At 69.7% G+C, this 21,971-nt stretch carries 18 protein-coding genes and 1 pseudogene; 11 read left to right on the top strand and 8 right to left on the bottom strand.

What is annotated here, in order from left to right:
• Positions 1–160: 160 nt before the first annotated feature.
• Positions 161–1,594, bottom strand: a complete 1,434-nt coding sequence (locus OG972_RS45775) for an amino acid permease (RefSeq protein WP_266992623.1) — start codon at positions 1,592–1,594, stop codon at positions 161–163.
• Positions 1,595–1,733: 139 nt separating this feature from the next.
• Between OG972_RS45775 and OG972_RS45780 the strand changes: the two genes are divergently transcribed.
• Positions 1,734–2,573, top strand: coding sequence for an IclR family transcriptional regulator (locus tag OG972_RS45780; protein WP_266992625.1), 840 nt, complete (start codon positions 1,734–1,736; stop codon positions 2,571–2,573).
• 46 nt (positions 2,574–2,619) lie between these two features.
• Here the strand turns inward: OG972_RS45780 and hutC are convergent, their stop codons facing one another.
• Complete coding sequence (gene hutC, locus OG972_RS45785; RefSeq protein ID WP_266992627.1) at positions 2,620–3,369, bottom strand: histidine utilization repressor; 750 nt, start codon at positions 3,367–3,369, stop codon at positions 2,620–2,622.
• A gap of 239 nt (positions 3,370–3,608) precedes the next feature.
• On the opposite strand from hutC, the gene hutU reads away from it, so the two are divergent.
• The 4 genes from hutU to OG972_RS45805 all read left to right on the top strand — a co-directional run bounded on the left by hutU (position 3,609) and on the right by OG972_RS45805 (position 8,667).
• Entirely contained in the window at positions 3,609–5,285 is a 1,677-nt protein-coding gene (gene hutU, locus OG972_RS45790) for a urocanate hydratase (RefSeq protein WP_266992629.1), read from the top strand.
• Between the two features lie 29 nt (positions 5,286–5,314).
• A complete protein-coding gene (hutG, locus tag OG972_RS45795; RefSeq protein ID WP_266992631.1) occupies positions 5,315–6,331 on the top strand; it encodes a formimidoylglutamase in 1,017 nt (338 codons plus the stop codon).
• Positions 6,332–6,745: 414 nt separating this feature from the next.
• Positions 6,746–7,354: a helix-turn-helix transcriptional regulator gene (locus OG972_RS45800; RefSeq protein WP_266992633.1), complete on the top strand. Its 609-nt coding sequence runs from the start codon at positions 6,746–6,748 to the stop codon at positions 7,352–7,354.
• Positions 7,351–8,667: an MFS transporter gene (locus OG972_RS45805; protein WP_266992635.1), complete on the top strand. Its 1,317-nt coding sequence runs from the start codon at positions 7,351–7,353 to the stop codon at positions 8,665–8,667. The genes OG972_RS45800 and OG972_RS45805 overlap by 4 nt, the downstream gene beginning before the upstream one ends.
• A gap of 373 nt (positions 8,668–9,040) precedes the next feature.
• Here OG972_RS45805 and OG972_RS45815 read toward each other — a convergent pair whose 3' ends face one another.
• The 3 genes from OG972_RS45815 to OG972_RS45825 are packed head-to-tail and all read right to left on the bottom strand — an operon-like array spanning position 9,041 to position 10,319.
• The gene (locus OG972_RS45815) at positions 9,041–9,484 is read right to left on the bottom strand and encodes an SRPBCC domain-containing protein (protein ID WP_266992637.1); all 444 of its coding nucleotides are present in this window, start codon (positions 9,482–9,484) and stop codon (positions 9,041–9,043) included.
• Between the two features lie 14 nt (positions 9,485–9,498).
• Complete coding sequence (locus OG972_RS45820; protein WP_266993030.1) at positions 9,499–9,861, bottom strand: winged helix-turn-helix domain-containing protein; 363 nt, start codon at positions 9,859–9,861, stop codon at positions 9,499–9,501.
• Entirely contained in the window at positions 9,858–10,319 is a 462-nt protein-coding gene (locus OG972_RS45825; protein WP_266992638.1) for an SRPBCC domain-containing protein, read from the bottom strand. Before OG972_RS45825 ends, OG972_RS45820 begins: the two co-directional genes overlap by 4 nt.
• A 1,001-nt stretch (positions 10,320–11,320) precedes the next feature.
• Here OG972_RS45825 and OG972_RS45830 point away from each other — a divergent pair.
• Both OG972_RS45830 and OG972_RS45835 read left to right on the top strand, forming a co-directional pair.
• The gene (locus tag OG972_RS45830; protein ID WP_266992639.1) at positions 11,321–14,341 is read left to right on the top strand and encodes an aminotransferase; all 3,021 of its coding nucleotides are present in this window, start codon (positions 11,321–11,323) and stop codon (positions 14,339–14,341) included.
• Between the two features lie 180 nt (positions 14,342–14,521).
• Positions 14,522–15,919 carry an FAD-binding oxidoreductase gene (locus OG972_RS45835; RefSeq protein ID WP_266992640.1) on the top strand — a complete coding sequence of 466 codons (1,398 nt, stop codon included), beginning with the start codon at positions 14,522–14,524 and terminating at the stop codon, positions 15,917–15,919.
• A gap of 47 nt (positions 15,920–15,966) precedes the next feature.
• On the opposite strand, the pseudogene OG972_RS45840 reads toward OG972_RS45835, so the two are convergent.
• Both OG972_RS45840 and OG972_RS45845 read right to left on the bottom strand, forming a co-directional pair.
• Positions 15,967–16,233, bottom strand: a pseudogene (locus OG972_RS45840) (ATP-binding cassette domain-containing protein); the annotation flags it as partial.
• 159 nt (positions 16,234–16,392) lie between these two features.
• Positions 16,393–16,689 carry a hypothetical protein gene (locus OG972_RS45845; RefSeq protein WP_266992642.1) on the bottom strand — a complete coding sequence of 99 codons (297 nt, stop codon included), beginning with the start codon at positions 16,687–16,689 and terminating at the stop codon, positions 16,393–16,395.
• Here OG972_RS45845 and OG972_RS45850 point away from each other — a divergent pair.
• From OG972_RS45850 to OG972_RS45865, 3 genes are all read left to right on the top strand, one after another.
• Positions 16,688–17,128 (top strand): Lrp/AsnC family transcriptional regulator, encoded by a 441-nt coding sequence (locus OG972_RS45850; RefSeq protein ID WP_266992644.1) that lies wholly within the window; start codon positions 16,688–16,690, stop codon positions 17,126–17,128. The two genes, OG972_RS45845 and OG972_RS45850, sit on opposite strands and share 2 nt — an antisense overlap.
• Before the next feature lie 550 nt (positions 17,129–17,678).
• Positions 17,679–18,008: a hypothetical protein gene (locus OG972_RS45855; protein ID WP_266993070.1), complete on the top strand. Its 330-nt coding sequence runs from the start codon at positions 17,679–17,681 to the stop codon at positions 18,006–18,008.
• Positions 18,009–18,326: 318 nt separating this feature from the next.
• Positions 18,327–19,739, top strand: coding sequence for a hypothetical protein (locus OG972_RS45865; RefSeq protein WP_266992646.1), 1,413 nt, complete (start codon positions 18,327–18,329; stop codon positions 19,737–19,739).
• A gap of 31 nt (positions 19,740–19,770) precedes the next feature.
• On the opposite strand, the gene OG972_RS45870 is transcribed toward OG972_RS45865, so the two are convergent.
• On the bottom strand, positions 19,771–20,643 hold the full coding sequence (locus tag OG972_RS45870) for a LysR family transcriptional regulator (RefSeq protein ID WP_266992648.1): 873 nt from the start codon (positions 20,641–20,643) through the stop codon (positions 19,771–19,773).
• A gap of 112 nt (positions 20,644–20,755) precedes the next feature.
• Between OG972_RS45870 and OG972_RS45875 the strand changes: the two genes are divergently transcribed.
• Positions 20,756–21,961, top strand: a complete 1,206-nt coding sequence (locus OG972_RS45875; RefSeq protein ID WP_266992650.1) for a YbfB/YjiJ family MFS transporter — start codon at positions 20,756–20,758, stop codon at positions 21,959–21,961.
• Positions 21,962–21,971: the final 10 nt, after the last annotated feature.

Below are 21,971 nucleotides of genomic sequence, written 5' to 3' on the forward strand. Positions count from 1 at the left end.
GGAGGGTTACTGTCTGGGATTCCAGACACTTGCCGGTGCGGGTGGGTGGCTGTGGGGCGGGGGCCTGGCAGAGCCTTGAACCATGACCGGCCGACCCGAAGAACATTCGGCGGAACCGCGTGGGTCGCGGTTCCGCCGAGTGGTCGTGGTTGCGGGGCTACTACTGGTGGACCGGTTCCCTGTCGGGCTCGGTCCCCTTCGGGGCTTCGAGGGTTTCGGCCTCCGGTGGGCGGTGGCGCATACAGAGGTAGTACGCGCCCGTCATCAGCGCCAGCCAGACCGCTCCGACGACGAGGGCGATCCTCGTGCTGTCCGAGAACGCGAGGAGCGCCACCACGCCGGCCATGAACACGATCGCGGCGATCTGCCCGTAGGGCCAGAAGGGTGCCGGGTACTTCAGCGTGGCGACCTCCTGCGGGGTCATCCTGCGGCGGGCGCTGACCTGGGAGAGCAGGATCATGAGCCAGACCCAGACGGTGGCGAAGGTCGCGATGGAGGCGATGACGAGGAAGACCCGTTCGGGCATGAGGTAGTTGAGGAGTACGCCGCAGAGGAGTGCGCCGATCATGATGACGACGGTCAGCCACGGCACCCCGTTGCGCGAGAGCCTGCGCATGGCGGCCGGTGCCTGTCCCCGCTCGGCCATGCCGTACATGATGCGTCCGGCGGCGAAGATGTCGCTGTTGATCGCGGACAGTGCGGCGACGATGACGACGACGTTCAGTACGGCGGCCGCGGAGCTGACGCCGAGCCCGGCGAAGATCTCGACGAAGGGGCTGCCGCCCGAGCCGATGTGCTGCCAGGGGTCGAGCGACATGATCACGGCGAGGGTGAGCACGTAGAAGAGCACGATGCGGATGGGGATGGAGTTGACGGCGCTCGGGATCGTCTTCTCGGGGTCCTGCGCCTCGCCGGCGGTGACGCCGATGATCTCGGTGCCGCCGAACGCGAACATCACCACGGCCAGCGACATGACGATGCCCTGGATCCCGTGAGGGAGGAAGCCTCCGTTGCTCCACAGGTTCGAGACGCCCGCGCCGCCGTGGCTGCCGAAGCCGAAGACGATGATCGCGAGTCCGGCGAGGATCATCGCGATGATGGCGACGACCTTGGCAAGCGAGAGCCAGAACTCCAGCTCGCCGAAGACCTTGACGCTGAAGAGGTTCATGGCGCCGATGACGCCCACGGCCGCCAGGAGCCAGATCCAGCGGGGCACGTCGGGGAACCAGAAGCCCATGTAGACGCCGAGTGCCGTGATGTCGGCCAGGCAGACGAAGACCATCTCCAGCGCGTAGGTCCAGCCGGTCAGGAAGCCGGGCAGCGGACCGAGGTACCTGGTCGCGTACTCGCCGAAGGATCCGGCGCACGGCCGGCTCACCGCCATCTCGCCGAGCGAGCGCAGGACGAGGAAGACGGCGGCTCCGCCGATGAGATAGGCGAGCAGTACGGCCGGCCCGGCCGCCTTGATGGATTCCGAGGAACCGTAGAAGAGGCCGGTCCCGATGGCGGAGCCGAGGGCGATGAAGCGTATGTGCCGGGACTTGAGCCCGCGCTGCAGGGACGTCTTGTCGGTGGTCAACATGTCGGTGGTCAACGAATGCCCTCCTTGGGAACGGCGCGTTCCGGGCGAGGTGGCGGGGCCGGATCGATGACCGGTGACGGCCTTCGGCACACCCGCACGACGAGGGCACTTGTATATTCCTGTATATACAGGAGCGTCAAGAGGTGGACCAATGGGTGAACGAGAGACGGCGTCGAGCGCCTCGCCGGCCGTCGGGAGGGCGCTGGACATCCTGCTGCACCTCGCCGGCCGGTCGGGCCCGGTCCGGGCCGCGGCCCTCGCCCGCGAACTGGGCATCCCCCGGTCGTCCGCGTACCACATCCTCTCCGTCCTGGTGGACCGCGGTTTCGTCACCTACCTGCCCAAGGAGCAGGCGTACGGGCTCGGGGTCGCGTCCTTCGAGATCGGCTCGGCCTACCTCCGGCACGAGCCCCTCGAACGGCTCGCGCGCCCCATCCTGCGCAGCGCGTCCAACCGCCTCGGCCAGACCGTCCACCTGGGCATCGTCCACGGCGCGGAGACGGTCTACCTGCTCAAGGAGCGTCCCCGGTCGCGCCCGTCAGTCGACGCCGACATCGCCCTCGTCACGGACATCGGGGTCCGGCTGCCCGCACATCTGACGGCCAACGGGCGTGCCATCCTCGCCCATTCCGCTCCGGCGCAGCTACGGGCCCTGTTCCCGCGCCGCGGCGACCTCATCACCCGTACCGGCAAGGGACCACGCTCGCTGCCGGAACTGCTGTCCCTGCTGGCGCAGGACCGTGAACGCGGCTGGTCGGAGGAGGTCGAGCTGGTCTCGGAAGGTTTCCGGTCGATGGGAATCGCGGCCTTCGACCACAACGAGCGGCCCGTCGCCGCACTCAGCAGCACCTGGCACCGGCACTACAGCCGGCACGAGCCCGACCAGGTGCGCGGCGTCCTCGAACAGTCCGCGGCGCGGCTGACCGCCGCGATGTCCGGCCGGCGACCGACGGCGCAGCTGAGCCGCACTGTCGGACCGGGCGCCGCCTGACGGTCACCGACAGGTCGGTGCACATGCGGGCAGGCGCACCGACAGCTCAGTGCGCGGCGAACGTTCCCTCGAGGCGGTACCGGGAGCCCGGGTGCAGCAGACGCGCGACGCTGACGACGGCGTCGCGCGACCAGGTGCGCCGCTGGATCAGCAGGCACGGCTCGGCCGGTGACACGCCGAGGATCTCGCACTCCTCCGCGGAGGGAAGTACCGCCTCGACGATGTGCTCGCCCTTGCCCAACGGCGCGACCTCCGACAGGAACGTGAACGGTGTGCGTTGCGTGAAGTCCTGGTCGAGATAGCCGGGGGCGAAGTCCGGATGGACGTAACGGTCCTCCAACTGGACCGCCGCCCCGTCCTCGAAGTGCACGACGCGCGAACGGAAGGCGCTGCGCCGCCCGTCGAGGCCGAGCTGTGCGCTGATCTCGGGATCGGGGAGTTCCTCGCGCAGTGACAGCACCTTGGCCTCGTAGCGATGGCCACGGCCCCGGATCTCGTCGGCGATGTTGTGCACCTCGACCAGGGCGGAGCTGCCCTTGCGCCGTGCGACGAAGGTGCCCACTCCCATGACGCGCCGCAGCAGGCCGTCCGCGCTCAGCTCGCGCAGAGCGCGGTTGACCGTCATCCGGGACAGGCCGAGCGACTCGACGAACTGGTTCTCCGACGGCAGTGCCTCGCCCTCGCGCCAGTGGCCGCTGACGATCTGCCGGGACACGAGGTCCTTGATCCGCTGGTAGGCGGGCGCGGAACCGGGTGTCTGCTCCGCGTAGAGCCTGGCGAGCTCCGAAGCCCCCACGACCAAGCCGTCCACCGTCCTCGTCCCCGTCGGTCGTCGCGCCGCCTGAGGTGCGGTCACGGTCACCGCAATTCTAGGCGAGACGCCTTTCAGGATGCTGGTCACGGCGGCCCCCGCCATATGGGCCGGGCGCATCCCGTTCTCGGATCCGAGAACTTCGGGGCCCGCCGCTGGTTCCCGCCCGACCGGTCGCCTGTCATGGGTCACGCAGCAACTCCGTTACCCACCAGGAGAAGACCATGACCGGCGTTTCCCCCGCGGCCCGCCACATCCGCGCCCCGCGTGGCACCGAACTGAACTGCCTCGGCTGGCAGCAGGAGGGCGCCCTGCGCATGCTCATGAACAACCTCGACCCCGAGGTCGCCGAGCACCCCGAGAACCTGGTCGTCTATGGCGGCACCGGCAAGGCCGCCCGCGACTGGGCCGCGTACGACGCGATCGTGCGCACCCTCAAAACGCTCAAGAACGACGAAACGCTCCTGGTGCAGTCCGGAAAGCCGGTCGGCGTCATGCGCACCAGCGAGTGGGCGCCGCGGGTGCTGCTCGCCAACTCCAACCTGGTCGGCGACTGGGCCAACTGGGAGGAGTTCCGCTCCCTCGAGGCGCGCGGACTGACCATGTACGGCCAGATGACCGCCGGCTCCTGGATCTACATCGGCAGCCAGGGCATCCTCCAGGGCACGTACGAGACCTTCGGAGCGATCGCGCGCAAGAAGTTCGACGGCACGCTGGCGGGCACCATCACGCTGACCGCCGGACTCGGCGGCATGGGCGGCGCCCAGCCGCTCGCCGTCACCATGAACGACGGTGTCGCGCTCTGCGTCGACGTCGACCCCACCCGCATCGAGCGCCGTATCGCGCACCGCTACCTCGACGTCGCGGCCGACGACCTCGACCACGCCCTGAGTCTCGCCATCGAGGCCAAGGAAGCGCGCCGCCCGCTGTCCATCGGCCTCGCGGGCAACGCCGCCGAGGTGTTCCCGCAGTTCCTGGAGATGGGCGCGCCGATCGACATCGTCACCGACCAGACCTCGGCGCACGACCCGCTGGCCTACCTCCCCGTCGGCGTGAGCGTCGAGGAGTGGCACGAGCAGGCCCACAAGGACTCAGCGGACTTCACCCGCCGCTCCCGCGAGTCGATGGCCCGGCACGTGGAGGCCATGGTCGGGTTCCTCGACGCCGGAGCCGAGGTCTTCGACTACGGCAACTCGATCCGCGACGAGGCCCGCAGGGCCGGCTACCAGCGCGCTTTCGACTTCCCCGGTTTCGTACCCGCCCACATCCGGCCCCTGTTCGAAGAGGGCCTCGGCCCGTTCCGGTGGGCGGCGCTGTCCGGCGACCCCAAGGACATCGAGGCCACCGACCGGGCGATCATGGAGCTCTTCCCCGAGAACGAGCACCTCCACCGCTGGATCAAGATGGCCGGTGAGCGCGTCTCCTTCGAGGGCCTGCCCGCCCGCATCTGCTGGCTCGGCTACGGCGAACGCCACCGTGCGGGCCTGCGGTTCAACGAGATGGTCGCCTCCGGCGAACTGTCCGCGCCGCTCGCCATCGGCCGCGACCACCTGGACTCCGGCTCCGTCGCCTCCCCGTACCGCGAGACCGAGGCCATGCTCGACGGCTCCGACGCCATCGCCGACTGGCCGCTGCTCAACGCCCTGGTGAACACGTCGTCCGGCGCTTCGTGGGTCTCGATCCACCACGGCGGCGGAGTCGGCATGGGCCGCTCCATCCACGCGGGCCAGGTGTGCATCGCCGACGGCACCGAACTCGCCGCGCAGAAGCTGTCCCGCGTCCTGACCAACGACCCCGGCATGGGCGTCATCCGGCACGTCGACGCGGGTTACGAGTACGCCGGCACCGTGGCACGCGACCGCGGGGTGCGCATCCCCATGACCGAGGGCGACAGCAAGTGAGCGCGGCGGGCACGATCGAACCCACGGACATGGCTGTCGACTTCGCTGTGGACGGGCCTGTCGACCTCACCGTGGACGTGGCTCCCGAGGCGTGGCACGGCCGGGACGACGGTCCCGGGAACGAACACCTGCGCTGGCACCACGCGATCAGCACCGACCCCGGGCAACCGGGACCGTGGGACGCCGCGTTCGTCGGCTTCCGCAGCGACGAGGGGGTGCGCCGCAACAAGGGCCGCCAGGGTGCGGCGGGCGGCCCGCGCGAACTGCGTGCCGCCCTGGCGTCCATGGCACTGCCCGCACCCATGACCGCGCTGGACGCCGGAGACGTCGAAGTCCTCGACGGGGACCTGGAGTCGGGGCACTGGCGCCTGGGGCAGGCGGTCGGCGCGCTCGTCGACCGCGGCATTCCGGTGGTGGTGCTGGGCGGCGGTCACGAGGTGGCGTACGGGACCTATCTCGGGCTCGTCGGCACGCGCGCGGTGCGGGCGGGAGGGCGGCTCGGGGTGCTCAACCTCGACGCCCACTTCGACCTCCGGGACGACGTACGGGCGAGCTCCGGCACCCCGTTCCTCCAGATGGCGCGGAGCGAGGAGCAGCGGGGCCACCGGCTCAACTACCGTGTGATCGGCATCAGTCAGCCGAGCAACACCGAGCATCTCTTCCGCACGGCCGGCCGGCTCAAAGTGCGCTATCTGACCGACACCGAGTGCGGGCTCCTCGATCTGCCCGCGGTCGACGCGTTCGTGGACGAGTTCGTCGACGGCAGCGATGTCCTCCACCTCAGCATCGACCTGGACGTCCTGCCGGCCGCCGCCGCTCCCGGGGTCAGCGCCCCGGCCGCCCACGGCGTGCAGATGGAGGTCGTCGAGCGCGTCTGCGCCCGGGTGGCGGCAAGCGGGAAGCCGATCGTGGTCGATGTCGCCGAACTCAACCCGGACCTCGATGTCGACCACCGGACGGCGCGCGCGGGTGCGCGGCTGATTCACCGCATTCTGACGACGCGTCGGGCAACGGCCGGCGTGGTCGACGCCGCCGCGTCCGACTGACGGCGCGTCTGACAGACGGGCCGCCCCTATACCGGTCGCCAGGCCGTGAGAGCACGGACAGCCGCGGTCTGGCGACCATTGATTTTCCGGGGAGAGACAGGCTGCCGGGATTCATTCTCAGTGCCACGGACAGAGGGGCTCCGCAGCCGCCCTGAAATTCCGGGCGCGTGCCCGGGATCCCCTGCCGTCCGCTCTCTGCCACGATCACCGCCATAGCGACAGCGGGTCCGGGAGCGCGGCGCCACGATCCGTCCATGGCCACGTACGAACTGGCTGAGGGGGTCCTGGGAGCGGCGGCAAACGCGCACTGACCGCGGGGGCCGCCGCTGTCGTCGGCGGCCCGTCCGGCGGCTGCTCGACGCCGGCCGACGTGAGCGTTGACTCTCACAAATCGTGAGAGGAGACTCTCACATCATGGACTCCAATAATCGCCTGGGCGATATCGAGATCACCGACCCGCAAGCGATGCGGGCCTTGGCACATCCCGTCCGGCTGGCGATCCTTGACCATCTCCAGCGGCACGGGCCGGCGACCGCGACGCAACTCGCGCCCGACGTAGGAGCGACCCCGACGGTGACCAGCTGGCATCTGCGCCACCTGGCGGGCTTCGGACTGGTCCGCGACAGCGAGCCCGGACCGGACCGCCGCCAGCGGCGGTGGGAGGCGGTGGCGCGCGGTTTCCGGTTCGAGGCGCCACAGGACCCGGCGGACGAGGAGGGTCAGTCAGCCGCACGGGTGCTGTCGCGGCAGATGTTCCTGCACTGTGCAGACCTTCCGAGCCGGTGGGCTGCCGAGGTCGAACCCGAACTCGAACCGGCGTGGCGCAGACTGGCCGGGCTGGCCCACACCCGCGTCGTGGTCTCCGCCGAAGAACTCGCCGCCATCGAGGACGGGATCGAGCGCATTCTCGCGCCGTACGTCACTCGTGACCCGGCCGAGCGGCCTGCCGACGGCCGTGGCGTCCGGCTGATGCGCTACGTCCTGCCGGAAGGTGCCGAGAAGCAGACCGGGCAGACGCCGTGAACAACCCCGACCGGACCACTGCGATATCACTGTGGCGGGATCGACGGTTCCGCCGCTTCTGGGCCGGCCAGTCGGTCTCACAGTTCGGCGACCGGATCACCGAACTGGCCCTGCCCCTGATCGCCATCAGCGCCCTGAACGCTTCGGCCAACCAGGTGGCTTGGCTGACCGCACTCATCTGGACCCCGAACCTGCTCGCAATCTTCCTGGGGGCCTGGGTCGATCACCGAGCCCACAAACGCCGCCTGATGATCCTCGCCGACCTGGTGCGCGCCGCAGTACTGCTCAGCGTCCCGGCGGCCTACCTGTTAGGGGTGGTGACGCTGGGACAGTTGTACGCCGTGGCGTTGCTGATGGGCGCCGCCGGGGTGCTGTTCAACACCGCCTATCCGCCGTTCTTCGTACGCCTCGTGCCGCGCGCGTCCTACGTCGACGCCAACAGCAAACTCAGTGCCAGCCGGTCCGCATCGTATGTCGCCGGTCCGGCCATCGGCGGCGCCCTGGTCCAGGCGCTGACCGCACCCGTCACCATCGCCGTGGATGCCCTGACCTTCCTGGCGTCAGCGTTCCTGGTCGGCCGGGTCTCGGTCCACGAGTTCCCGGCTGCCTCCGGCAGCGCAGCGGCACCCTCGCTGTTGCAACGTGCCCGAGAGGGACTGTCGTTCGTCGTCCGTCACCCAGTGCTGCGGGCCGCTCTCAGCTGCGCGGCGACCGTCAACTTCTTCACCTTTGTCGCGGGCAGTGGGCTGATCGTGCTGTTCGCCAACCGGAGCCTCGGACTGTCGGCGGGAGTGATCGGCATCGCATTCGGGATCGGCGCGACCGGTTCCCTCCTTGGCGCGGTGTTCGCCCCGAAGGTCTCGCGACGGTTCGGCGTGGGGCGCAGCATCGTCGTGGGCGCGGTGCTGTTTCCGGCGCCGATCGCCATCGCCGCCGCCGCAGACGGCCCGCTCTGGCTCCGTGCCGGAGCCTTGGCCGCGGCCGAGTTCCTGTCCGGCTTCGGCGTCATGCTGTTCGACGTCAACCTCAACTCCCTCCAGGCCGCTGTGATCCCCGATGGCATGCGCAGCCGCGTGGCCGGCGCGTACAGCACGATCAACTACGGCATCCGCCCCGTCGGAGCCATCGTCGGCGGGCTACTCGCTACCTTCATCGGCCTGAGGGCGACCCTCCTCATCGCCGCTGTCGGCGGAGCCCTGTCACTGCTCTGGCTACTGCCCTCACCGATACCCCACATTCGCTCCCTGGCCCCGAACAACACTGCGGATACAACGGGCGACACGGACGACGACAATCGACCAGTACCTTGTTGACCCACCGGTAACGGTCCGACCGGGATTCAGGCAGAGGCATACCGAACCCGACGGACCGGCACATCCATGGCGGCAAGCGTAGGCGCGGGACGCAGTCGTGCCTGGTTGCCGGCCTCGGATCGCGAGACGTGTCGGTCAGGCAGGCGACAAGCCGCTGGTGTCCAAGTCCACGCCGAACGGCTCCGGCAGGCGCGGCACCACGTCGACGGGCTGCGGGCCGTCGACGTGGTGCAACCGAGCCGGCCGGGTTCGGAGAGCAGGGTGACGCTGCCCTGGATCCGGTCGACGAGGAGGTGGAGGGGGCGCCGTACTCGGCGTACCGGCGGCGATTCACGACCATCGGCGAACGGCCGGCTCGGCGAGCGTCTCCGGGTCAGTGCCAGTCGCTGATCTTCACGTCGCGCGGCTCGGGGGCACCTTCTCCGGTCTCAAGGAGCTGCTTGAGGCTCATCAGGAAGGTGCCCCACTTGGTGCTGCAGTGGTGCATGAACTCGACCGGCTCGCGCCAGCCCTCGTGCTTGAACAGCACGATCGTGTAGTCGCCGTCCTGACGGAGGTTCCACTGCACGCTGGTGCCGATCCACTCCTGCGGTCCGTCCACGACGTCCCAGCGGACGAGCCGGCCCGGATCGAGCTCGGAGACCTTCATGTCGAACCCGCCCGGCCCGAACCGGAACTCGATCACGCCGCCGAGGTCGGTCTCCCCCGACGCCTTCTCTGTCCACCAGCCGGACAAGCCGTCGAGGGTGGTGAGCGCGTCGTACACCTGCTCCGGCGAGGACTGCTCGACGCCGATGCGGTGAAGGATGTCTGCCATCTCCGTGTTCCTCTCTACTGCTTCTTCTCGGTCTCGTTGTTCGTGTCCTGGCCGCGCTGGATCGTCTCGGCGATGCGCTTGATGCGCTGGAGACGGGAGCTCCAGGCACTTCCGACGTCGGCGAGTTGGGCGACGGCGCGGGCGAGCTGGGCCTGATCGACGCGGAACTGCTTCTCGCGGCCGGCGGTGGTGGCGTGCACCAGGCCGACCCGGTCGAGGACGACGAGGTGCTTGGCCACCGCCTGACGGGTCACCGGCAGGCGCTCGCTCAGACTGGTCGCCGTCCCGCTGCCTTCGCTCAGCAGCAGGTCGAGCATCCGGCGCCGGGTCGGGTCACCGACCGCCGACCAGAGGTCGTCGTCCACCATCACACTTATGCACCCACTCCGACCTTCGCGGCGTACGCCGGGAGCCGCGGCAGGTAGAAGTCCCAGCCGGTGACGTGCTCGGCGTACTTGGCAGCGGCCTTCGCCTCGTCCCAGCCGCGCTCACGGAAGCCGCTCTCGGTCATCCGTAGGAGCGTCCCGGTCCCGGCGGGCCTGAGTTCGAAGACGACCAGGTTCGAGTTGCCCGGGGCTGCCGACTCCCCCTCGTCATGGGTCCATCGGAAGGAGAAGCGCCGCGGCGGCACGGCGTCGACGACCGTGAACTGCACCCAGGAGCCGCCCTGCGAGAAGTCCCCGAAGCCGATCCGCCCTGCTCCCCCGGGCACGGCCGGGAACTCCGCCTCGTCCGGCCACCACTCGCGTAGGTGCTCGGGACTGCTCACCACGTCGAAGACGACCTCGGGTGAGGCGTCGATGTGAATCTCCCGCTCGATCGTTCCGAATTCCATGCCTGCCACCTTCTGCAACGTTTGGTTGCACATCAACCTAGCCGACCTCCCCAGGAATGTGCAACCACTGGTTGCGCAATGGTGCCCCGGCTCCTGCCCAGGGCTTCCGAGTGGGCCTGCACCAAGCTGATCCGGATCGCCACTCGCAAGACCCGCCCAACCAGTACACCCGGCCGCCGGGCGGGCCCATGTCTGGCCCGGTCGCCGGTCCCGGCGGCGATGTCGCGGGTCCGGCGACCGGGGGCGATGGCGTTGCGATAGGGGTCATGAGTGCTCCAGCCGGGATGCGTGTGATGCTCCGGTGCGGACCGCTGGTGTGGACAGCGGATCGGGTCCAGAGCGGACTGCCTGTGTTGCTGTTCGCGGGCCGTATCTCCACCTCGTCCGGCAAGACCAGGAGCAGTGCTTCTGAAGTGCCGTGGGTGCAGGGATGCCCGCGGGTCGAGCCCCGCGGGGTGACGCGTCACCGAGCAGCACCACCAGGTGGTCCAACGGACCCGGGGGTGAACTTGATCTTCGTGGCGCCCTCGCCGAACGACATGCCGTGGGTATGGCGGAAGCCTGTGACTGGACTGGTTCAGGGCTCCGTCCTGCTGGAACGGGCAACCCACGGTGCGCTCGGGTGGAGGGCTCGTCTCCTGCGACGTAGACCGGAACCGATGCCCGGCCGGCGTCGGCCCAGTCCGTCGTACATGGCCGGGAACTCAACAGGGCTTCGGCGTGCAGACAAGAGTCCATGACTCACGATTTGCTTGATTCAATCGTCAGAACAGTTGATTCGAGCGAACAGATCCGCCATTGTGCTTGAAACAGCAGCACGACTTGCCGTTCACGTGGAAGAGCGGGGTGGTTCATGGACGGCATCAACCGCGTCATCCCGCGGGCGTTGCAGGTCGACAACCGCATCCCGTACGCCGAACTGGGGCGCTTCTTCGGGGAAGTCGACCAGAGGCAACCGAGCGTCCGCCCACAGCCTGCCCACACCAGCCGAGGAACCCTGCATGCTGCACGACGAGTACCGCACCATCGACTTCTTCACCGAGGACGCCCTTCCCGTACCGCGGGTGACACCGGCCGAGGCAGAGCGCATTGCCGCCGAGCACCTTGGCCTCACCGCTCGAGCCCAAGCGCTGGGCAGCCAGCAGGACGCCAACTTCCTGCTGCGCGCCGAGGACGGGACGGCCTTGGCGATTCTGAAGATCACCAACCCCGCCTTCAGCGCCCTGGAGATCGACGCCCAGGACACCGCCGCCGGCCTGATCGCCTCGGCCCACCCGGAGCTGCGCATCGCCACCGTCCTGCGCCACCCTGATGGCTCCCCGCGTCGCACGACGGTGGACACCGAGAGCGGGCCGGCCATCGCGCGCCTGCTGCGTTACCTGCCCGGCGGCACGCTCTCGGGACCACGACACCTCTCCCCGACCACGGTGGCAGCCATGGGCACGATCGCCGGAAAGGTCAGCACCGCCCTGCGGGACTTCCGGCACCCGGGCCTCGAGCGCGTGCTCCAGTGGGACCTGCAGCACGCCGAACGCGTCGTCGCCAAGCTCGCCGGGCACATCGACGAGCCCGACAGGCGCACCGCCATCCACGCTGCGACCGCCGACGCCTGGGCACACGTCCAGAGGCTTGCCGACGTGCTGCCGTCGCAGCCCGTGCACCTCGACCTCACCGACGACAATCTGATCCGCTGTCCCGACGGCCGTCTGCCCATGCCCGACGGCATCATCGACCTCGGTGACCTGACCACGAGCTGGGCGGTCGGCGAACTCGCCGTGTCGCTCTCCTCGATGCTCCACCACGACGGGATCGAGCCCCACCACGTGCTGCCCGCCGTACGCGCCTTTCACACCGTTCGGCCACTCTCCCAGGAGGAGGCGGAGGCTCTGTGGCCGCTCGTCGTCCTGCGCGCCGCCGTCCTGGTCGCCAGCGGACGGCACCAGGCCGCCGTCGACGAGGACAACGCCTATGCCAAGGCCGCGCTCGACCGCGAATGGCGCATATTCGAGCAGGCCACCCGCCTGCCCCTTCCGGTGATGATCCACCTCGTCAAGGACGCGACCGATGCGACCGATGCGACCGCTCGGGCCGCTCGGGCCGCTCGGGCCGCTCGGGCCGCTCGGGCCGCTCGGGCCGCTCGGGCCGCTCGGGCCGAGGCACCGGTGCACTCCCTCCTGCGGGACCTCGCGGCCGCCGACATCACCATCCTCGACCTGTCCACCGGCGCCGACTCCATGGACCACGGAGCCTGGCTCGAAGCCGGCATCGAGGACCGCCTGGCAGCCACCGCACTCGCGGACGGCGCGGTCGCGGTCGCCACCCGGTACGCCCATGCGCGGCTCACTCAGGCACCGGCGCTGTCAGCCGTCTCCGCAGCCACCGTGCCCACCGGCATCGACCTGTGGCTCGGCCGGGATGCCGTGGTACAGGCCCCCGCCGCGGGGAAGGTCCTCGCCTCGGTGCCGGGCCGTGTGGAGATCACGTGCGGCCCGCAGGTGCTGACGTTGTCCTTCCCCCGCGCGGTCCACCCGATGGTCTCCACCGGTGCAACGGTCCAGGCGGGCGAGGACGTCGCCCACCTCTCCTCCGGAACCTCGTTCCACATGGCGCTGCGCGACGCCGACGGCCCTGCCGTCCCTCCACTGGTCCGCCCCGAGTACGCCGCCGGCTGGCTCGCGCTCAGCGCCGACCCTGCCCCGCTCCTCGGTCTCCCGGCCACCGGCCGTACGCAGCACAGGGACCTGCTCGACCGGCGCGACGCCGTGTTCGCGACCGTCCAGGAGCACTACTACGCCAACCCTCCCCGTATCGAGCGTGGTTGGCGCCACCATCTCCTGTCCACCGACGGCCGCGCGTACCTCGACATCGTCAACAACGTCACCCCGTTGGGCCACGCCCACCCCCGCGTCGAACAGGCGGTCTCCCGGCAGCTGCGACGGCTCAACACCAACTCGCGATTCCACTACGCCTCGGTGGTGGAGTTCACCGAACGCCTCGCCGCTCTCCTACCCGACCCTCTGGACACGGTGTTCCTCGTCAACTCCGGTTCCGAGGCGGTGGATCTGGGCCTCCGGCTGGCCATCGGCGCCTCCGGCCGGCACGACGTCGTCGCACTGCGCGAGGCATACCACGGCTGGACGTACGCCTCCGACGCGGTCTCCACCTCACTCCAGGACAACCCGAACGCCCTCGCCACCCGCCCGAACTGGGTCCACACCGTGGACTCGCCCAATTCCTATCGCGGCCGGCACCGCGGGGCGGATGCCGTGCGCTACGGGCCCGAGGCAGTCGCCGTGATCGACGAGCTGGCCGCTGCCGGCCACCCGGCAGGAGCGTTCATCGGCGAGACCTTCTACGGCAACGCCGGAGGAGTCGCCCTTCCCGACGGCTATCTCGCCGACGTATACGCGGCGGTACGGCGTCACGGCGGCCTGGCCGTCGCCGATGAGGTCCAGGTCGGGTACGGCCGCCTGGGACACTGGTTCTGGGGCTTCGAGCAGCAGCAGGTCGTCCCCGACATCGTCTGTGTCGCCAAGGCCATGGGCAACGGACACCCCCTCGGCGCCGTCATCACGTCCAAGTCGGTCGCGGACCGGTACCGCGACCAGGGCTACTTCTTCTCCTCCACCGGAGGCAGCCCGGTCTCCAGCGTCGTGGGCCTCACCGTCCTGGACGCCCTGCGTGACGAGGACCTCCAAGGCAATGCGGTGCGCGTCGGCGGCCACCTGAAGCGCCGGATGAAGGCACTGGCCGACCGCTACGGCATCATCGGCGCCGTCCACGGCTCGGGCCTCTACCTCGGCCTCGAACTCGTCCGGGACCGCGTCAGCCTGGAACCCGCCGCAGAAGAGACCGCCGAACTCTGCGACCGCATGCTCGACCTCGGCGTGATCGTCCAGCCCACCGGGGACCACCTCAACATCCTGAAGATCAAGCCACCGTTGTGCATCGACACCACCGCGGCCGACTTCTTCGTCGACACGCTGGACCAGGCCCTCGCCCAACTCGGCCACTCCCACTGACGTCGTAGGCGCGCGCAGACGCCGCCCTCCTGCTTGAACGGACCGCATACGAAGCGGGATGGCGTCTGCACGCAGGCCCTTACGTCAACTTCATTGACGGTATTCGCGGAGGCCGGTTCTCCTCAGCGGCACCTCCGAAGGACCCGCACGCCTGACTTCTCCACCACCCGAAGGAACCCCATGGATCCCCTGCTCTCGCTCCAGGACGCCGATCCCACTCCGTTCTGGCTCGACGACCCACGCCGGCCCCAGGCAACCCCCGCCCTCGTCGGCGGCACCAGCTGCGACCTGCTGGTCGTCGTCGGCGGCGGCTACACCGGCCTGTGGACCGCCCTCGTCGCCAAGGAACGAGACCTCTCCGCCGACGTCGTCCTCGTCGAGGCCACCGAGGCCGGCGGCGCCGCCTCGGGCCGCAACGGCGGCTTCTGCGAGTCGAGCCTCACTCACGGACTCGCCAACGGCCTGGCGCGCTGGCCCGACGAGATCGGCGTCCTCGAGCGCCTCGGTCGCGAGAACCTCCAGGCCATGGAAGACACCCTCGCGCGCCACTCGATCGACTGCGACTGGGAACGCACCGGCTCCCTCGTCGTCGCCACCGAGCCGCACCAGGTCGACTGGCTCGCCGAGGAGGCCGAGACGGCCGCCCGCTACGGCGCCACCATCGACGTCCTGGACACCGACGCCGTCCGCGACGAGATCGACTCCCCGACCTTCCTCGGCGCCGTCTGGAACAAGAATGACATCGCCATGGTCAACCCGGCGCGACTCGCCTGGGGCCTCAAGCGCGCCTGCCTCGAACTCGGCGTCCGTATCCACGAACACACCCCGGCCCTCGCCCTGGACGAACACGGTGCCATCGTCTCCGCCCGTAACCCCTACGGCCGGATCACCGCCCGCCGCGTCGCGCTCGCCACCAACGCGTACCCCTCCCTCGTCCGCCGACACCGCCTCTACACCGTGCCCGTGTACGACTACGCGCTCATGACCGAACCGCTCAGCGCGCAACAGCTCGCCTTGGTCGGCTGGCGCAACCGGCAGGGCTGGGCCGGCACCGCCAACTACTTCCACTACGTCCGGATCTCGGCCGACAACCGGATCCTGTGGGGCGGTTACGACGTCGTGTACCGCTACGGTGCCCGCGTCCGCTCCGAGCACGACCGGCGCCCCAAGACGTTCGCCACCCTCGCGCGCCAGTTCTTCAGGACCTTCCCCCAGTTGGAGGGCATCCGCTTCAGCCACGCCTGGGGCGGCGCCATCGACGCCAGCACCCGGTTCTGTGCTTTCTTCGACACCAGCCACCACGGAAAGGTCGCCTACACCGCCGGCTTCACCGGGCTCGGCGTCGGCGCCACGCGCTTCGGCGCCGAGGTGATGCTCGACCTGCTGGCCGGCGAGCACACCGAGCGCACCGCCCTCGACCTCGTACGACACAAACCGCTGCCCTTCCCGCCCGAGCCCGTCCAGTCCCTCGGCATCGGCATCACCCAGCGCTCCCTCGCCCGCGCCGACCGCAACAAGGGCCGCCGGGACCTGTGGCTGCGGTCCCTCGACCGCCTGGGCCTCGGCTTCGGCACCTGACACAAGACCGGGATCGCTCCCGGCCTTCTGCCCGGCGTCTCCGTGGTTCAGGCAGGGCTTGCGGTCGCATGGTCGAGCATGTCCATGGTGGTGTCGGCCGAGTCGACGACCACCGGGTCATGGGTGGCGACGATGGTGACGCAGCCGTGCCGGTGTGCGGTGCGTGCGATCAGGCCGATGAGGCCTTCTGCTCGGGCTCGGTCGACGGCGGCTGTCGGTTCGTCCACGAGGAGGAGTTCGGGCCGGGTGAGGAGCGCGCGGGCCAGGGCGACACGTTGGCGTTCGCCGCCCGAGAGCTGGTCGGCGCGGAGCCTCCAGCCGTGCAGGTAGATATCGGTGCCCGGTGCGATGTCGGTCGTCCTACCCGTGACCGGACTCCTCCACCTGTTGTTCTGCCGCTTCCTCGGCCTCCCGGCCGAGTGGCACACCATCGAAGAAGAAGGGTTGTTTGATCTTGCATATTGACCTGATCATCACAGGTGCCAGGGTCCGACGCAGGGCTCACCGGCGGAGCCGAACGGGACAGTGGTCCATGGGCGCCGGCGGGCGCAGCGGGTACGGTCAGGCAAGACCTTGATCTCAAGGGAGATCGTGGCGGCGGTGGCCGCGTTCAGGAACAGTGGCACGTCGATTGGCGGCGCAGTGAGCACGGAGCCGTCCGTGACGCTCGATTCCACTTTCGGCACATTTGATTCAAGTGTGAAGATGCGGCATTGTCCTTGGAACAGCTGTGCGGCTTGCCGTTCATGCAGAAGAGAGAGGTGCTTCATGGACGACATCGACCAGGCCATTCTGCGGGAACTGCAGGTCGACGGTCGCATCCCCTACGCCGAGCTGGGACCGAAGGTGGGGTTGTCGCCCTCGGCCGCGAGGCTCCGGCTGCAGCGTTTGATCGACAGCAAGGCGCTCCAGGTCGTCGGAGTGACCGACCCGATGACCATGGGCCAGCAGACCATGGCGCTCCTGGGCCTGCACATCGACGGCGATCCCCGGGCGGTGGCCGATGAGCTGTCCCGGCACGACGAAGTCGTGTACACGGTCCTGACCGCCGGCGGCTTCGACCTGTTCGCCGAGGTCGTGTGCAGTCATCCTCGTGATCTTCTCGACTTCATCAATGACGTCGTACGGGTCGTCGAGGGTGTCGCGTCCGTGGAGAACTTCCCCTACTTCGCGATTCACACCCACCGCTTCTTGTGGCATGCCGACTGAGACATTGGAGCGTCACAGTCTGCCCACAGCAGCCCGGTCTCCATCGTCGTACGCCTCACCGTCCTGGACTCCCCGCGAGATGAGGACCTCCGGGGCAGTGGGGGCGAGAGTGGGGGGCCTGCACTCACACCGAGTCGACGTTCAACGGGCAGGTGGGATGCGAGCACGACGGCTCTGCCTCCTCCAAGCTCCGCAGCGACGGCTCAGTCCCTGATCGGCCCGTCGCGACAGCACCGCCGTGACGACAACCGAGTCGGCTACTGGACCCCCGCGGCACTGTCGCGGCTCGCCGCCCTGACCAGTAGGGGCCCGTCCTCCCTGATCCACGCGATGCCTCCGCTCGGCATCATCTGTGACCTCCGTCCGCGGCTGCCGCTGTCCGCCACCGAGGAGGTCATCGAGCCGCGGCGCCGCCCGGCCTGCCGCCTCTGCATGGCCCGCCGTCACATCCGCGGTCTCGTCATCCGCAGCACCCCTCACCATGAAGGCGTCGTGGCCGCACAGCTCAACAGAGCGACACCTTGCCGTTGTAACAAACACCGAGCGAGCGATGGTCATGTTGCTCGACGGCGAAGGTGACCCGGGTGCACACGCGTCAGACCCAGGGGCCGAAGACTGGAGCGACGGCTTCATCCTGGAAAACGGGCAGAACGACGAGTATCCCGACGAAGACACAGTGCTCCTCAGCGAGGCGTTCCGGATCGTCCGCCACATCATCGTCAAAGGCACCCCGCCCGCGGACGCGGCATGGACCGTCGACGTTGAGCCACGTGCCGGATGGACTCGCCGCTGCGCCGAACGACGAGGCGTGAAGCAGCCGTTCGTCCTTATCCACGCGGTTACCGTATCCGTGCTGCTGGCGGTCGGCCACCCCTGGTGACAGCGGTCCAGGGTGACCGCCCGGGGGCACACCGTACAAGACGCGTCGTCGGAAGGTGCCGGAGGAGCGTGAGGGCTTGGCCGCAGAGCTGAGATGGGAGTAGCCGGCCGTGCGGCCGTCGGCGGGCGCCACGCCGCTCTCCGCACGGCAGAGCCGTGTGACAGTACCGATGCACGGACGTGATGTCCTCCTGGCAGGGTGATCCCGATGGACACGTTTGAGGGAGTCAAGTGCCGTCTCACGGTGGGACGAAAGAGAGCTGCCGCCCCAATCGAGCTATTCCGTGCGGCCGTCGGGCCGATTCTTCTCCTGGCCGCGGTGCTGGCGGGCCTCGTCGGCTGCGCGCCGCCTTCCGGGCCCGAGCTTGTCGCGCCATCGGTCTTCTACGTCTCGCGCGACCCTCACAGCACCACCGAGTTGCACGTCGAGGAGAAGCAGGCGGCCGGCGTCACGGTCACCTTCGACGCCGGCGACTTGAAGGGGATCGCGATCATCAAACCGGCGATGGACCTCTGTCCCGTCCATCTGCCAGTCTTCCATTGCAAGGCGCAGGACGGGGCCCCCGCCCGGGGAGGGAACCACCAGTACTTCCACCTGAGTCCCGCGGAGGGCACCACGGCGGGTGACTCGGCGGTGCTGCGCTATCGGGTGACCTCGCCCGGCCTGCCCACCGTCACGGGAAGCTCCCTCATCGTGATCGGCAAGCCGGCGTTGGTGGTCGATGCACACCCCAATCGACTCGATGTTGACCCAGGCGGCAGCCTCGCCGTCTCACTGACCATACGCAACACCGGCGACGTGCCCGCCCACGGAGTCGCGCTCTTCATGGACACGCGAGACGGCCTCGCGCCGACCGACAAGCACAGCAACTGCCGTTACCGGGGCAGCACATCGACGTGGTGCCGCCTGCCGGCTGCCGATGTCGTCATCCCCCCTGGCGCGTCCTACCGGCTCGGCGCGCCAGAAGTCCTCAGGGCCGGCCGTGACGCCACGTACCCGAGCGTCTCGTTCCAGGCCGCCGCCCTCGGGACCGACTACGTACCCCCGGACCAGCTGGCGTCTCAGTACAGACCTGGCGACGGATCCGCGCTCCGCCTGGTACCCGCCGACGCTCGGGGTGCGGGTACGGCGGACAGAAGCTCGTCAGAACTGAAGGTGTCGGTGCACAACGAGACCGACTTGGTCGCCGTCGCGGGCACCGCCAAAGGACCGATCGGCAGCCTTGCCACGGTGCGCATCGGCGCGCGCAACGACGGTCCCGGTGCGTTGCCCGCCTCGGTGCGGATCGAGTTCACGGTGCCGTTGGGCACCACCGTCGTGTCCTCTCCCTACGCTTTCGAACGCGAGGAGGAACTGGTTGACCAGGACTGCCGCGCTCTCGCCCCGGACGGCACGCCCCTGACCGCTCCGTCCGCGAAACAGCCGAGGGCACGTCGGTACGTGTGTACGGCGCGGGTCGGAGCGGTGGGAGCCACGACGACCTTCCCCTTCACCCTCCGCATTGACAAGGACGTCGCCCACCACAGTGGGCGAGTCACCGTCTCCGACGGCGAGGCCGGGCGTCCCAGCCATGACGCCACAGCCGCCAATGACACCGCCAAGGTAGCCGTGGCAGTCTGGCCGGGTCCCTCCTGGGCCACTCCCGGCCACTACGTGGCAGCGGCGATCGTCCTCGCGATACTCGTCCTCGCCGCGGCCCTGGGTGCGTGGCGCTGGAAGCGCTCGCGCTGACCAGGCCCACACCATGCCGTTACGGCATCTGCTATGCCTCTGGCGCATCCGCGCAGGCCGCATCGAGGAAGCGGCGCAGCAGGGCCGACTGAGTGCCCCTGGTCGGAAGGTAGGCCAGGCGTACGGGGACCGGCGGCGCCCCGGTCAGTGGGAGGAAGCGCAACGCCGGGTGGTGGATGCGGCGTTCGGCAACCTCGGGGACGATGCCGATGCCCCGGCCCGCGGCGACCGATTCGAGCCACTCGTCGAAGTTCGCCGTCTCCACGATCCCGCGCGGGCCGTCCCCGTCCGGCCAGGACCAGGGGCCTGTGGTGCCACTGGCGGCGTTGACCACCAGGGTCCAGTCGGCGGCATCGCGCCAGTCCAGGTGGTCGACGCCGGCCGGTTCGGCGTCGCGGCTGCAGACGGCGACGCGCTGCTCGTCGTACAGGTGCACCGTGTGCACGGGCGGCTCCACCGGGCGGGTGCCGCGCAGCAGGGCGATGTCGACGGCCTGGCGGTCGAGGGCGTCGAGCGGGTCGTCGCAGCGGATCAGGTCGACGCGGGCGCCGGTGTCGGCCTCGAAGCGGGAGATGGCGCGCTGGGCCCAGGGGTCGGGAAGCAGCCAGCTGAAGCCGAGACGCAAAGTGGACTCGTGGCGCGCGGCGGCGAGGGCCGCGTTGAACGCGGCGAGGGTGCGCTCTGCGTGTACGAGGAACTCGGCGCCGGTGCCGGTGAGTTCGACGTGGCGCGAGGAGCGGTCGATCAGGCGCACGCCGAGGGCGGTCTCCAGCTGGGCGATGGTGCGGCTGAGGGCGGGCTGGGTGATCAGCAGCTCCCCGGCGGCGCGCGTGAAGGAGCGGTGGCGGGCGACGGCAGCGAAGGCGCGCAGGTGCCGCAGCTCGATGTTGGCCGGGGTGGTCACCACTGCCTCCCGCTATGCGTGGGGAGCATGGATGCAGCGTAACGGGCATTTCCCCGCGCCGCGCGGGCTGCCTAGCGTGGAAAGGGAAGCCATCGTACGAGGGAAAGTGATCATGACCGACGTGCTCGCGCCGCCCACCCGCTCCCGCTCACAGGCCACGTCGCCCTGGCCCACGGTACTGCGGGGCGCTACGGCCCTGGCCGCCGCAATGGGCGTAGGCCGGTTCGCGTACACACCGATCATGCCGCTGATGCATGCCCGGGCCGGGATGCCGGAGAGCATGGGCGCCTCCCTCGCCACGGCCAACTACATCGGCTACCTCGCCGGCGCCCTGCTCGGCATCGCCGTCCCCCCTCTGCTCCGCTCGGCCGCCGCACTCCGTACCGGACTGCTGGTCCTCGCGGCGACACTCGCCCTGATGCCCCTCACCCACGACGGCAGCGCCTGGTGGGCGCTGCGGCTCGTGGCCGGCGCGGCCAGCGCGCTTGTCTTCATGACCGCGACGAGCTCCATGCTGTCCCAGCTTGCCGCGCACGCCGAGCACATGACCGGCTGGGCGTTCGGCGGGGTCGGCGCGGGGATCGCCCTGTCCGGCCTCACGGTGGTCGCGGTGCAGCAGGCCGGCTCCTGGCAGGCGGCCTGGCTGTCCTGCGCGGCGCTCACCCTGCTCATGACCGCCGCCGCCTGGGGTCTGGTCCCACGACGGACAGACATCGCACTCCCCGCCGCCGCGGCTCTGGCCGCCGAACGGCCGCGTACCCACCGCTGGTTCCTCGCCCTGCTCACCAGCTACACCCTGGAAGGCACCGGCTACATCATCGCCGGGACGTTCCTGGTCGCCGCGATCCAGCAGGGCGCACCCGGCCGGATCGGCAGCGGCGCCTGGATCGTCGTCGGCCTGGCGGCCCTGCCGTCGTGCGCGCTGTGGATGCGCCTCGCCCGACGCTTCTCCCGCCCGGCCCTGCTGATGATCTCGCTGTCCCTCCAGGCCGTCGGCATCGCGCTGCCCGCGCTGCTCACCGGCAGCGCCTCCGCTCTCGGCGCCGCCGTCCTGTTCGGCGCCACCTTCATGGGCGTGAGCACCATGGCCCTGGCCATCGGCACCCATCTACAGATCCCGCGCGCCGTCGCTCTCCTCACCGCCGGCTACAGCCTCGGCCAGATCCTCGGCCCGGTCCTGGCCGCACCGCTGCTGCGCCACGGCTACCACCAAGCCCTTCTCCTCGGCGCCGCCCTGGTCCTCGCCGCCGCCTGCGCCGCGGCCGCCTGCTGCCTCCGCTTCCCGCACCACCTCGCCCAGCGAGCCCGGACCGCCTGATCCCCCCCGC

The organism is Streptomyces sp. NBC_01669 (assembly GCF_026339735.1).
Lineage (GTDB): Bacteria > Actinomycetota > Actinomycetes > Streptomycetales > Streptomycetaceae > Streptomyces > Streptomyces yanii.

Excerpts from the sequence above, each read along its gene's own strand:
- OG972_RS45780 (WP_266992625.1), top strand. The coding sequence starts at position 1,734 with ATGGGTGAACGAGAGACGGCGTCGAGCGCCTCGCCGGCCGTCGGGAGG.
- hutU (WP_266992629.1), top strand. The coding sequence starts at position 3,609 with ATGACCGGCGTTTCCCCCGCGGCCCGCCACATCCGCGCCCCGCGTGGC.
- hutG (WP_266992631.1), top strand. The coding sequence starts at position 5,315 with ATGGCTGTCGACTTCGCTGTGGACGGGCCTGTCGACCTCACCGTGGAC.
- OG972_RS45800 (WP_266992633.1), top strand. The coding sequence starts at position 6,746 with ATGGACTCCAATAATCGCCTGGGCGATATCGAGATCACCGACCCGCAA.
- OG972_RS45815 (WP_266992637.1), bottom strand. The coding sequence starts at position 9,484 with ATGGCAGACATCCTTCACCGCATCGGCGTCGAGCAGTCCTCGCCGGAG.
- OG972_RS45825 (WP_266992638.1), bottom strand. The coding sequence starts at position 10,319 with ATGGAATTCGGAACGATCGAGCGGGAGATTCACATCGACGCCTCACCC.
- OG972_RS45830 (WP_266992639.1), top strand. The coding sequence starts at position 11,321 with ATGCTGCACGACGAGTACCGCACCATCGACTTCTTCACCGAGGACGCC.
- OG972_RS45835 (WP_266992640.1), top strand. The coding sequence starts at position 14,522 with ATGGATCCCCTGCTCTCGCTCCAGGACGCCGATCCCACTCCGTTCTGG.
- OG972_RS45850 (WP_266992644.1), top strand. The coding sequence starts at position 16,688 with ATGGACGACATCGACCAGGCCATTCTGCGGGAACTGCAGGTCGACGGT.
- OG972_RS45845 (WP_266992642.1), bottom strand. The coding sequence starts at position 16,689 with ATGAAGCACCTCTCTCTTCTGCATGAACGGCAAGCCGCACAGCTGTTC.
- OG972_RS45855 (WP_266993070.1), top strand. The coding sequence starts at position 17,679 with ATGGTCATGTTGCTCGACGGCGAAGGTGACCCGGGTGCACACGCGTCA.
- OG972_RS45875 (WP_266992650.1), top strand. The coding sequence starts at position 20,756 with ATGACCGACGTGCTCGCGCCGCCCACCCGCTCCCGCTCACAGGCCACG.